General features: G+C 60.1%; 10 protein-coding genes. 6 read left to right on the forward strand and 4 right to left on the reverse strand.

Going from position 1 to position 11,998, the window contains the following annotated elements; translation table 11 throughout:
• The first annotated feature begins 6 nt into the window (after positions 1-6).
• From FEU76_RS16100 to nhaD, 5 genes are all read left to right on the forward strand, one after another.
• Complete coding sequence (locus FEU76_RS16100; RefSeq protein ID WP_096921586.1) at positions 7-1,605, forward strand: ABC transporter substrate-binding protein; 1,599 nt, start codon at positions 7-9, stop codon at positions 1,603-1,605.
• A gap of 14 nt (positions 1,606-1,619) precedes the next feature.
• Positions 1,620-2,579, forward strand: a complete 960-nt coding sequence (locus FEU76_RS16105; RefSeq protein ID WP_016915892.1) for an ABC transporter permease — start codon at positions 1,620-1,622, stop codon at positions 2,577-2,579.
• Positions 2,580-2,624: 45 nt separating this feature from the next.
• Positions 2,625-3,464 (forward strand): ABC transporter permease, encoded by an 840-nt coding sequence (locus FEU76_RS16110; protein ID WP_096921587.1) that lies wholly within the window; start codon positions 2,625-2,627, stop codon positions 3,462-3,464.
• Positions 3,457-5,070, forward strand: coding sequence for an ABC transporter ATP-binding protein (locus FEU76_RS16115; RefSeq protein ID WP_144984309.1), 1,614 nt, complete (start codon positions 3,457-3,459; stop codon positions 5,068-5,070). Before FEU76_RS16110 ends, FEU76_RS16115 begins: the two co-directional genes overlap by 8 nt.
• Positions 5,071-5,309: 239 nt before the next feature.
• Positions 5,310-6,788, forward strand: a complete 1,479-nt coding sequence (nhaD, locus tag FEU76_RS16120; RefSeq protein ID WP_096921589.1) for a sodium:proton antiporter NhaD — start codon at positions 5,310-5,312, stop codon at positions 6,786-6,788.
• Between the two features lie 118 nt (positions 6,789-6,906).
• Here the strand turns inward: nhaD and FEU76_RS16125 are convergent, their stop codons facing one another.
• From FEU76_RS16125 to FEU76_RS16140, 4 genes are all read right to left on the reverse strand, one after another.
• A complete protein-coding gene (locus tag FEU76_RS16125) occupies positions 6,907-9,414 on the reverse strand; it encodes an EAL domain-containing protein (protein ID WP_096923346.1) in 2,508 nt (835 codons plus the stop codon).
• Positions 9,415-9,476: 62 nt separating this feature from the next.
• Complete coding sequence (locus FEU76_RS16130) at positions 9,477-10,148, reverse strand: glutathione S-transferase (RefSeq protein ID WP_144984312.1); 672 nt, start codon at positions 10,146-10,148, stop codon at positions 9,477-9,479.
• A 250-nt stretch (positions 10,149-10,398) separates the two neighbouring features.
• Positions 10,399-10,980: an antibiotic biosynthesis monooxygenase gene (locus FEU76_RS16135; protein WP_144984315.1), complete on the reverse strand. Its 582-nt coding sequence runs from the start codon at positions 10,978-10,980 to the stop codon at positions 10,399-10,401.
• Positions 10,981-11,094: 114 nt separating this feature from the next.
• Positions 11,095-11,325 (reverse strand): DUF2835 family protein, encoded by a 231-nt coding sequence (locus FEU76_RS16140; RefSeq protein ID WP_039181469.1) that lies wholly within the window; start codon positions 11,323-11,325, stop codon positions 11,095-11,097.
• 72 nt (positions 11,326-11,397) lie between these two features.
• Here FEU76_RS16140 and FEU76_RS16145 point away from each other — a divergent pair, with 72 nt between their 5' ends.
• A complete protein-coding gene (locus tag FEU76_RS16145) occupies positions 11,398-11,997 on the forward strand; it encodes a putative metalloprotease CJM1_0395 family protein (protein WP_144984318.1) in 600 nt (199 codons plus the stop codon).
• Position 11,998 lies beyond the last annotated feature (1 nt).

Here is an 11,998-nt window from a genome sequence, read left to right on the forward strand (position 1 = left end):
CACACCATGCATCCAACACTCGAGTCTCTCACCCAGCAAGCAAAACGCGGCCAGCTGTCGCGCCGTGACTTCATGCGTCGCGCCATGGCTCTGGGCATTGCCGCGCCCTTTGCTGGCTCGCTGCTCTCCAGCCAGGTATTGGCCAGCACGGGCACTCCTCAACGCGGCGGTATTCTGCGCGCCGGCATGCAAGGCGGGGAGTCGACGGACAGCCTTGACCCGGCCAGCTGGACCAGCCAGGTGCAGCACTCCTTCGGGCAGTCCTGGGGGGAAGCCTTGACCAATGTTTCACCAGAAGGCGAGCTGGTACCCCGCCTTGCGGAAAGCATTGACTCTTCCTCGGATGCCAAAACCTGGGTCTTCAAGCTGCGCCGTGGCGTGCTGTTCCACGATGGCCAGGAGATGACCGCCGACGACGTCGTGGCCACGCTGGAGCGCCATTCGGACGAGAGCTCGCAGTCCGGTGCGCTGGGCATCATGCGCGGCATCGAGTCGATTCGCGCCACGGACACCTACGAAGTCACCATCGTCACGCTGGAGCCCAATGCCGACCTGCCGTTTTTGCTTTCCGATTACCACCTGATGATTCAGCCGGGCGGTGGCAAGCAGGACCCAGCCGCAGGCATCGGCACCGGCCCCTACAAAGTGGTGGAGTTCCAGCCCGGCGTGCGCCAGATCGCCGAGCGTTTCGATGGTTACTGGAACCCGGACGAGTACGGCTTCGCCGACCAGATCGAGATCACCATCATCAACGACCCGACGGCACGCATCTCGGCGCTGCAGAGCGGTCAGGTGCACATGATCAACCGGGTCGAGCCGCGGGTGGTGGACATGGTGCAGCGCCTGCCCAACATCGTGATCAACAACACTTCCGGGCGTGCTCAGTATGTCTTCCCCATGCACTGCGATACGGCACCGTTCGATAACAACGACCTGCGACTGGCCCTGAAGTACGCCATCAACCGCGAAGACATGGTCGAGCGTATCCTGCGCGGGTATGGCAGCGTGGGTAACGATTTCCCCATCAACGCCGCTTACCCGCTGTTTCCCGACAGCATTCCGCAACGGGAATTCGACCCCGAGCGGGCCAGCTATCACTACAAGAAATCCGGCCACGACAGCCCCATCGTGCTGCGCACCTCCGACGTGGCCTTTCCCGGTGCCGTGGATGCCGCACAGCTGTTTCAGCAGAGCTGCGCCCAGGCGGGCATCAACATGGAAGTCCGCCGCGAGCCCAGCGACGGCTACTGGTCGGAAGTGTGGAACAAGCAGCCCTTCTGCGCCTCCTACTGGAGCGGTCGCCCCACTCAGGACCAGATGTACTCCACGGCGTACATTTCCAGCGCCGACTGGAACGACACCCGCTTTTTCCGCGAGGATTTCGATGCCCTGGCCCGCGAAGCACGCGGCGAGCTGGATACAGACCGCCGCAGCGAGCTGTACCACGACATGGCCATGATCGTCCGCGATGAAGGCGGATTGATCCTGCCCATGTTCAATGACTACATCGAGGCCACCCTGAACAACGTGGGGGGCTGGTCAGCCAACCCGATGGGCGAGATGATGGCAGGCTTTGCACTCTCGAAGTGCTGGCTGACGTCATAATCCGGAAGGCTGCCATGAACTCTTTTGTCTTGAAACTGATTGCCCAGCGCCTGGCGCTGGGTCTCTTGCTTCTGCTGGCCGTGTCGGTGCTGATTTTCGCGGGCACCGAAATGCTGCCCGGCGACGTGGCCCAGTCGATCCTGGGTCAAAGCGCCACGCCCCAGGCCGTCGACAACCTGCGCCGGGAACTGGGCCTCGACCAGCCCGCCTGGTCACGCTACATCGATTGGCTGGGCGGCATTCTGCAAGGCGATCTGGGCACGGCCCTGTCCAACCGTCAGGATATCGCCCAGTCTCTTTGGGGCCGCGCAGGCAACACGCTGTTCCTGGCCTTCTGGACGGCGATCGTTGCAGTGCCGCTGGCCATCCTGCTGGGGCTGGTCGCCGTGCGCTACCAGAGCCGCTGGCCGGACCGGGTGATTTCCGGCTCCACGCTGACCGCCATTTCCCTGCCGGAATTCTTTATCGGCTACCTGCTGATCTACCTGTTCGCCGTCCAGCTCAACTGGTTTCCCAGCGTCTCCACGGTGCATGGCGGCATGAGCCTGGGGGAACGTCTGCACGCCATCGCACTGCCTGCGGCCACGTTAACGCTGGTGATTCTGGCCCACATGATGCGCATGACTCGGGCCGCCATTCTCAACGTCATGCAGTCGCCCTATATCGAAACCGCCGAACTCAAGGGGCTGGGCTCGTTTCGCATCATTGCCCGCCACGCGTTTCCCAACGCCATCGCGCCGGTGGTCAACGTGGTGATGCTGAACCTCGCCTTCCTGATCGTCGGCGTGGTGGTGGTCGAAGTGATTTTTGTCTACCCAGGCATGGGGCAGTACTTGATCGACCACGTCTCGAAGCGCGATGTCCCGGTGGTCCAGGCGGTGGGGCTGATCTTTGCGGCGGTGTACATCGGGCTCAATATGCTGGCCGACATCATTGCCATCTTGACCAACCCACGCCTGCGTCATCCCAAATGACCGGCTGCTTGCCAGGCCACAGTGACCAGACAGGAACGTAATACCATGCCGAAACCCTTAACGCTGCTGAAGCGCATGCCCGTGACCGCGCTGGTCGGGCTGCTGCTGACCTTCAGCTTCTTGATCATGGCAATCTTCGCCCCTTGGCTGGCGCCCTACAGCATGTCCGAGAGCGTCGGCGACATGTGGATGGGCCCGTCTGCCGAGTTTTTGCTGGGCACCGACAATCTGGGCCGCGACTTGCTCTCGCGGCTGATCTACGGTGCCCGTACGACCATTACCATTGCCGCCCTGGCCACGGCGCTGGCCTTTTCGATTGGCTCGGTGCTGGGCATTCTGGCGGCCGTCTATGGCGGCTGGATAGACCAGCTGATTTCCCGAGGGGTCGATATCGTGATGTCGATTCCCACGCTGATCTTCGCGCTGGTGATCCTGTCGGTCATGCCCAGCACCCTTCTCATGTTGATTCTGATCATGGGGGTGCTGGACTCCACGCGCGTGTTTCGTATCTCCCGCGCCGTGGCGGTCAATATCAACGTGATGGATTACGTGGAAGCCGCACGGCTACGCGGTGAAGGCAAACGCTGGATCGTCTTTCGCGAGATTCTGCCCAATGCGCTGACGCCCCTGGTGGCCGAGCTGGGCCTGCGGTTCATTTTTGCCGTGCTGTTCTTGTCGTCGCTGTCGTTTCTGGGCCTGGGGGTACAGCCTCCGGAAGCCGACTGGGGCAGCATGGTGCGCGAAAACCGACAGGGCATCGTGTTCGGCGTTCCCGCCGCCCTGATTCCCGCCGCCGCCATTGCCGTGCTGGCGATTTCGGTCAATCTGGTGGCCGACTGGATCCTGCGCCACACCACTGATCTGAAAGGAGGCCGCAGTGGCTGATACGCTGTTAACGATTCGCAACCTGACCATCGATGCCACGGCCTACCCTCCCGGCGAGCCGCCCCAGGAGATCAACATCGTCAAAGGGGTCGACCTGACGCTGGAGCGCGGCAAGGTGCTGGGGCTGATCGGCGAATCCGGGGCAGGCAAGTCCACCATCGGACTCTCGCCGGCTGGCTATGGCCGGGGCGGCATACGCCTGGGCGGCGAAGTCTGGGTCAACGGCCGCAACATTCTCGACGGCTCGCCCAAGGCGCTGCGCCAGCTGCGCGGCAAAGAGGTGTGCTACGTGGCCCAGTCGGCCGCCGCCGCGTTCAACCCTGCCCATACGCTGATGGAACAGGTCATCGAGACCACCCTGCTCCACGGCCTGGCCAGCCGCAAGGAAGCCGAAGCGCGCGCCGTGGAGCTGTTCCGCCAGCTGGGCCTTCCTGATCCGGAACACTTTGGCAGCCGCTACCCGCATCAGGTCTCCGGCGGCCAGCTGCAGCGGGCCATGACGGCCATGGCGCTGTGCCCCGAGCCAGACCTGATCATTTTCGATGAGCCGACCACCGCACTGGATGTGACGACCCAGATCGACGTTCTGGCCGCCATCAAGCATGCCATCAGCAAGACGGGAGTGGGCGCGCTGTATATTACCCACGACCTGGCCGTGGTGGCCCAAGTGGCGGACGACATCATGGTGCTGCGTCACGGCGCCATGGTGGAGTACGGCCCGACGCGACAGATCATCGAGGCCCCACAAGAGCCCTACACCCAGGCGCTGGTCTCGGTGCGCTCCATCGATCATGCGGCCAAGACGCCGGAAGACACGCCGATCCTGGCCATCGAGCAGGTCAGCGCCGCCTACAGCAACAGTGCAGGCAACGTGCTTCACGAAGTCAGCATGGCGGTCAGCCCTGGCCAGACGCTGGCCATCGTCGGGGAGTCCGGGTCGGGCAAATCGACCCTGGCTCGGGTGATCACCGGCCTGCTGCCGCCCAACCAGGGGCAGGTCAGCTTCCAGTCCCGGGCCCTGCCCAACACCCTGGGCGAGCGCGGCAAGGAGACGCTGCGTGAACTGCAGATGATCTACCAGATGGCCGATGTGGCCATGAACCCACGCCACACGGTGGAAACCATCATCGGCCGCCCGCTGACGTTCTATTTCGGCCTGAAAGGCAAGGCGCGACGCCAACGGGTCATCGAACTGCTCGATGAGATCGAACTGGGAGAAAGCTTCATCGACCGCTACCCCGCCGAGCTGTCCGGGGGGCAGAAACAGCGGGTCTGTATTGCCCGCGCCCTGGCGGCCAAGCCCAAGCTGATCATCTGCGACGAAGTGACCAGTGCGCTCGACCCGCTGGTGGCCGACGGCATTCTGAAGCTGCTGCTGCGTCTGCAGGAAAGAGAGAACGTGGCGTATCTGTTCATCACTCACGACCTGGCCACCGTAAAAGCCATCGCCGACAGTATCGCGGTGATGCACCAGGGCAAGGTCGTCCGCTATGGACAGCGTGATGAGGTACTTGCCCCGCCCTTCGACGACTACACCCAGACGCTGCTGGCGTCGGTGCCGCAAATGAAGCTGGGGTGGCTGGAAGAGGCCATGGCGACCCGCTAGCGAGGTTTTCCCGCTCATTGGCGACTAAAGCAGTGGGCGGGACCCAACAGCCGTTACTCATGACACTGTTATGAGTACTTTACTATTAGCGAAACGGATAATTTCAAAAAAAAGACGTAATCGCTTACGTCATGTCGCTTTTCATTCGGTTTTATTCCGTATTGCAATGCAATATAGGTTGTTAAACTGGCGTGGCTTATTAACCCCTTTCTTCTCATCATTATAAGGATAAACACGCCATGTTGACGTTGCATCATGACCCTGGCCAGCCTCGATGGACTCGTGGCTGGCTTTTTTTGTTAGCGGCTTTACTACTGCTGGCAAGCCCGGCCGCCTTTGCGGTCACGGGCGAGATCGACTTGACCAGTTCTGCCATTGGCTTTTTTGCCGTGGCCATCTTCGTGCTGGCCTATGCGCTGGTCATGGCCGAAGAGAAGATCCACATGCGCAAGTCCAAGCCCGTGCTGGTGGCAGCGGGGGTGATATGGGGACTCATTGGCTGGGTGTACGTCCAGAACGGCATGTCGGAAACGTCGGAATATGCGTTTCGGGTGACGCTGCTGGAGTTCACCGAGCTAATGCTGTTCCTGCTGGTCGCCATGACCTATATCAACGCCATGGAAGAGCGCCGAGTCTTTGATGCACTGCGTTCATGGATGCTGCGTAAAGGCTTCAATTACCGCACGCTATTCTGGTTGACCGGGGGTTTGGCTTTTATGCTTTCCCCGATTGCCGACAACTTGACCACGGCACTTTTGATGTGTGCCGTTATTACTAAAGTGGCAGAAGGCGATAAACGCTTTATCAATCTCGCGTGTATCAATATCGTGGTGGCTGCCAATGCGGGCGGTGCTTTTAGTCCTTTTGGCGATATCACGACACTCATGGTCTGGCAGGCCGGTTTGATCCAGTTTCAGGAATTTTTCATCCTGTTCATTCCGTCGCTGGTCAACTTCCTGATCCCTGCCGTCATCATGAGCATGTTCATCAAGAACCAGAAACCCAACAGTGTCTATGAGGACGTGCAGCTCAAGCGCGGTGCACGCCGCATCATTGCGCTGTTCCTGCTGACCATCACCACCGCCGTCGCCTGCCATACGCTGCTGCACCTGCCCCCGGTACTGGGCATGATGACGGGCTTGGGCTATCTGCAGTTCTTTGGCTACTACCTGCGCCAAAGCCTGCCCCGTTCGCTGGAGCGCAAGCGCGAACGCTACAGCCGCCTGGGCGACAACAAAAAGCTTGAGCAACTGGGCGGCGTGGTGCCCTTCGACGTCTTCAACCGCGTGGCCCGCGCCGAGTGGGACACACTGCTGTTCTTCTACGGGGTGGTCATGTGCGTGGGCGGCTTGGGCTTCATGGGTTACCTGGGGCTACTCTCGGACGCGCTGTACACCAACTGGGACGCTACCTGGGCCAATATTGCGCTGGGTGTCGTGTCAGCCGTGGTGGATAACATTCCGGTGATGTTCGCGGTACTGACCATGCAGCCGGACATGTCCCACGGGCACTGGCTGTTGATCACGCTGACCGCCGGGGTCGGGGGCAGCCTGCTGTCGATTGGCTCGGCGGCGGGCGTGGCCGTCATGGGCCAGGCACGCGGCTACTATACCTTCATGGGGCACCTGCGCTGGGCGCCGGTCATCTTGCTGGGCTACATTGCCAGCATCATCGTGCACCTGTGGCTCAACGCAGGCAGCTTTTCGGTATACGGCTGAGCACTGACGGCCTGCCCACCGTTCTGGCAACGCCCACCCCTCCATGGGGTGGGCGTTTTGCTGTGGTGGGCGTTTCACTGGGGTAGGCGCTTTGAGACGAAGGCTTGCGCGCGCTCGGCTAGTAGGACTCGAACAGGTACTCGATCGGTGTAGGACGACCAAACAGGTAGCCTTGATAGCGGTAGCAGCCGTGCCCTTTCAGCCAGTCCAGCTGCTCTTTTTTCTCCACACCTTCGGCGACCACGGTCAGCCCGAGGCTGACCGCCAGAAGGATCGTGGTATCGACGATGGCGGCATCGGTCTTGTCGGTCAACAGCTCACGAATAAAAGACTGATCAATCTTCAGCTCATCCAGAGGCAGACGTTTCAAGTAGCTCAGGGAGGAGTAGCCGGTGCCGAAATCATCCAGCGCAAAGCGAATCCCCTGGGCCCTCAATTTGAGCATGGTGTTGCGCACTCGCGTGGGCTCTCGCATCAGCAGGCTTTCCGTTACTTCCAGCACCAGCCGCCCCGGCGGCGCCTGGGTTTCGGCCAGCAGGGCTTCCACGTTGCGCACGAACTCCGGCTGCTGGAACTGCACCGAGCTGACGTTCACAGAGACGGTCAGCGACGCGTAGGAAGGCTGATTCGACCACTTGGCCAACTGCTCGCATGCACATCGCAAGACCCAGTAGCCAATGGGCACGATCAAGCCGTTTTCTTCAGCCAGCGGAATGAACGTGCCTGGCGACACCCAGCCGCGCTGGGGATGGTACCAGCGCAACAGCGCTTCCACGCCGGTCGTCACTCCCTGATGATCCACCTGTACCTGATAATGCAGCGCCAGTTCCTGACGCTGCAACGCCTGGTGCAGATCGCCTTCCAGGCTCGCCCGCTCCAATACGCTGGTCTGCATGTCCACATTGAAGAAACGCAGCGTATTGCCCCCGGATGATTTGGCCTGCTGCAGCGCCATGTCGGCCTGTTGCAACACCCCGTTCATGGGGTTGCCAGCGCCATCGAAGAGGGCGATCCCCACGCTGGCCGTGATCGGTAGCGCTCGGTCATTGCGCAACTGTGAAATGGTGTCCAGCAACTGCCGAGCCACGCGCTCGACGTAGGAAGCAGCCTCATGCTGCTGCTCGCCAAGCCGATTGATCAGAATCACGAACTCATCACTGCTGAAGCGTGCCAAGATCGCATCCTGAGTCAACCGCTGCTGCAGGTTTTCTGCCACGTTGACGAGCAGCTGGTCACCGCTGTCGTGGCCCTGTATGTCGTTGACCAGCCGGAAATTGTCGAGGTCCACGATCAGCAGGGCGCTGTAGCCCCCAGAAGTGCTGTGGGTGGCTTCGGCCAGTGATTCGAGCAGCAGGCGACGGTTGGGCAAACCGGTCAAGGCGTCATAAAACGCCAGATGGTGGGTACGCGACTGCATCTCCAGGTAATCGGTCAGCTCGGTGGAAATACCGCACAGGCTGGGCGCTTCTCCCGGAGACATGACCAGCGGCATTTTGACCGACAGGAAGGTACGCACACGCTCTTCCCCCTGGAGCACGTTATGCTCTTCGACCGTCGTTTTCTTGCCTGTCGCCAGCACCTGACGGTCTACCTCGGCCATTTCTGCTGCGCTGGCCGCATCGAAAAAGGCATCGTCCCCCTGGCCGACGATCTGATCGACCGGCCGAGCAAACAGGTCACAGATCTGATGGTTCACATAGCGGTATTTGAGGTCAGGGGTCTTGATGTAGATATAGGCATCCACGCTATCCAGAATACTGGTCAGCATATGCTCGTGAGTAGAGAGCTGCTGCCGGTTGAGGCTCTCCCGTCGCCGCAGCAGGACATTGCCCGCCAGCGCTATCACCAATACCACGATCAACACGCCACCCAGCCACCATAGCCAACGTGGCGCCAAGGGTGCAGGCAGGCTGTGGGCGCGCCAAGCGCTCAGCGTCTCGTAGTACGTCGACGCAGCGTCGTTTTTCCACTCCACCAGGGTGGCGTCGATGCGCTCTAGAATGTGGCTGTCCAGACTAGGCGAGGCGGCATAAAAGAGCCGTGAAGGCTGGAAAATGATCGGCGTTTCACGCAAACCATAGTCATTGGCTCGCCAGTCGCCAAACAGATGATTGGAGGCCACCAGATCGGCATCCCCCAGCGCCACTGCCTGAAAACCCGCTGCGAAACTATCCACCGGCAGCCACATGACGTCGATGTCGAAGCGCTGCGTCACGGTCAACAGATAGCTCTGCTGGATGGAGCCCTCCACCACCGCAACACGCTGTTGTTCGAGGTCCAGAATGGCCTCGACGCGGCTGTCGCTGGGCTGATAGAGCTGTGACCAACTGTGCATGACGGGCTCGGCATGAAAGGCGAAGCGCTGGGCACGCTCTTCGCTCCACGCCAAGTCCGGCAACAGGTCGATGGCATCCTGCTCCAGCAGCGTCAGGCACTGTTGAAAATCACACGGGACGCTTTCCAGCTGCCACTGCTCTTTCAAGGCCATTGCCGAGAGCAGCTCACCCAGCACACCACGCAATTGCCCCTGGTCGTCCGTAAACAGTTTAGGCGGGTTGTGATAAACCCCGACACGCAGCATTTCTGCGGCCACCGCTGGAGATGCCATACCGAACAGCACCACCATCAGAAAACCTTGGTAAACGGCCTGTCTAGCACGCCCATCGACGTTGCGCAGCATGGCAGCGGTCACTCACCGGGCATGGTCAGTGGCCCTGCGCGTTCCACGACCCGTTGCCAGGCCGGGTCCTGCTGAATACGTGCCACGAAGGCGGTAATCGCCGGAAAGGCATCCAGCGATTGGGTGGCGGCCACAGCCTGCATGGGAAAGCTCATTTGAACGTCCGCACCGCTCGGGAACTCACCGGCAAAATTGCCGTGGGCCTTCAAGTGCGACTCGATCATGCCAAGATGTTGTTTCAACTGTGGTTGCAGGAAGCGTTTTTGAACAGTGCCGCTAATACCCTGGGCAATGGGTCTGACGAACCAGGGCGATTGTTTAGGAATTTGACTAAAGATCAATCCCATCACCAACAGCGGCATTAAAGAGCCTTCGGCATAATGCATCCAGTAACGATAATTAACCCACTCGTTACTGTCCTCCGCCGAGGGCTGGAAACGTCCTTTTCCGTATCGGTTGACCAGATAATCGATGATTGCCCCCGACTCGGCGACGATCAGTTCGCCATCGGTAATCACGGGTGATTTGCCCAACGGGTGCACTTTTTTAAGCGCATCAGGGGCTTGCTGTGTTTTCGGATCGCGCTGATAGACCTCGATGTCATACTCCAGCTCGAGAGCCTCCAACAGCCACAAAATTCGGTGAGAACGTGATTTTTCCAGGTGATGTACGCGGATCATGACTACTCCATAAGGCGATTTGGTACTCAGCGTTTAGGCTGGTGCCAGCATCCATTGACTGCACGCGTTAGCTTGATGATTTCAGCTTAGCACTATTGCAGCGTTGAACCCCATCGAGACATCGGAGCACTGAGAATATTTAGCACGTCTTTGCGAAAAGCGTCTTTCAGCGCATTTTAGAAAAAACTTAATCACCTGTTTTTAATTATAATAAATCACTAAAAACAGTGGTCACAAGAATCGCCACGAGTCATGTCCTGTACTGTTGCCACATACGGTGAATCACATCCATCGGTGACCATTTTCCCTGCAGCCAAGGCGCCAGCAACCGCGTTGAAAGCGGAATAAAGACAAATACCATCACGGGCGTCAGCACCAGCGTACTGAGCAACACGCGTGGAATCAGCGCCCACTCGGCCAGCAGGCCACCAAACAGCCAGTGAAACAGCAATGAGACAGGAAAAAATGCCAGCCAGACGGCGACGGCTTGTTTCCAACGCGGGGGCGCAGCGCCATTGGGGGCCACGTTGAACCAGCTATCCAGACCGGTAGCGCGGTGCTCGTGAGGTGCATCGTAGAGCCCTTTGCCGCGCTGCAGCCAGGCATGGCGCGAAGCGGAGTGCTCCCAGGAAGCGAGTCGCGCTGCGCTTTCGAAACGGAAAATGATCTGATATTCGTCATCGTCCTGGGGCGGTGCCAGCACCCCTGAGCCCAGATAGCCCGGAAAGTCGGCAGCCAGCTCACGGCCTTCGTTGAGCCAACGGATGAAGTCCTGATAGCGGCCATTGGCCACGCGACGCGCCACCATCAAGGTGACAGGTGAGGTAGACATGGGTGATCTCCTGATAAGTAGGCAACCACTGCCGGGTAGGCGGGTTGCAGGCATTCAGGTGGGTACGCCTGAAGCACACGGCTACATTATAGAGAGAAAACCCCACGGGCACAGCTAGGCATGCGGTGCCAGAGGCACAATATCGTGGAATTTACCCTGATCGGTAAAGAACAGTCGAAACACGCCATTCACGCCGTCACGTCCCACTACGCGGCGCAATGCAGTGGCCGGGAAGATCACCCAGCGGCCATCCACGCTGCGCGCGCGCACGTTGTCGTACTGCCCTTCGTAATGGGCTAGGCATTCGGCTGCCGTCAAATGGATCATCACGTCAATGGAAGGCATGGCGTTGCGTAATCGAGTAGTGTCGCTGATACTGCATCATACTGGATACGATCATCATATCGGTAACTGCTCATGGATCTTTCATCACTCGGCGCTTCCTACAGCGCCACGCTCTGGCCTTCGCCGACCCTGCCCAACGCCAGGGTCGCTGCCGACTCTCAAGCACAGCGCGCAAACGATGCCGACGAGGAAGCTGCCAGCGATGAAACGACCCCGGCAACGGCAGGCCCCACTCGCCCAGACGGCACCCCGCTGGAACCCGAAGAGATCCAACAGCTGGAGCAGCTCAAACAGACCGACCGCGCGGTGCGCCAGCACGAAATGGCACACCAAACCGTTGGTGGGCCTTATACGGGAGGCGCCACCTACGAGTACGAAATCGGCCCTGATGGGCAGCGTTATGCGGTCGCGGGCGAAGTGTCCATCGACTATGGTCCGGTGCCGGGCGACCCCCAGGCCACCATTGAAAAAATGCAGACCGTTATCGCTGCCGCCCTTGCACCCGCCGACCCATCTCCCAAGGACCTTCAGGTGGCCGCCCAGGCACGTCAGTACCTGCTGGAAGCCCGCCTTGAAGCTGCCCGAGAGCAAAGCGAGATGAACCAGGCCCGAGGGGGCGAGCCCAGTGATCCGACCGAGCCCATGCCCCCATCCTCCGAGCAGGCCGCCTGAG

Origin of the sequence: Halomonas sp. C22 (assembly GCF_007655045.1) — a bacterium.
Lineage (GTDB): Bacteria > Pseudomonadota > Gammaproteobacteria > Pseudomonadales > Halomonadaceae > Vreelandella > Vreelandella hamiltonii.

Excerpts from the sequence above, each read along its gene's own strand:
- FEU76_RS16100 (WP_096921586.1), top strand. The coding sequence starts at position 7 with ATGCATCCAACACTCGAGTCTCTCACCCAGCAAGCAAAACGCGGCCAG.
- FEU76_RS16105 (WP_016915892.1), top strand. The coding sequence starts at position 1,620 with ATGAACTCTTTTGTCTTGAAACTGATTGCCCAGCGCCTGGCGCTGGGT.
- FEU76_RS16110 (WP_096921587.1), top strand. The coding sequence starts at position 2,625 with ATGCCGAAACCCTTAACGCTGCTGAAGCGCATGCCCGTGACCGCGCTG.
- nhaD (WP_096921589.1), top strand. The coding sequence starts at position 5,310 with ATGTTGACGTTGCATCATGACCCTGGCCAGCCTCGATGGACTCGTGGC.
- FEU76_RS16125 (WP_096923346.1), bottom strand. The coding sequence starts at position 9,414 with ATGGTGGTGCTGTTCGGTATGGCATCTCCAGCGGTGGCCGCAGAAATG.
- FEU76_RS16130 (WP_144984312.1), bottom strand. The coding sequence starts at position 10,148 with ATGATCCGCGTACATCACCTGGAAAAATCACGTTCTCACCGAATTTTG.
- FEU76_RS16135 (WP_144984315.1), bottom strand. The coding sequence starts at position 10,980 with ATGTCTACCTCACCTGTCACCTTGATGGTGGCGCGTCGCGTGGCCAAT.
- FEU76_RS16140 (WP_039181469.1), bottom strand. The coding sequence starts at position 11,325 with ATGCCTTCCATTGACGTGATGATCCATTTGACGGCAGCCGAATGCCTA.
- FEU76_RS16145 (WP_144984318.1), top strand. The coding sequence starts at position 11,398 with ATGGATCTTTCATCACTCGGCGCTTCCTACAGCGCCACGCTCTGGCCT.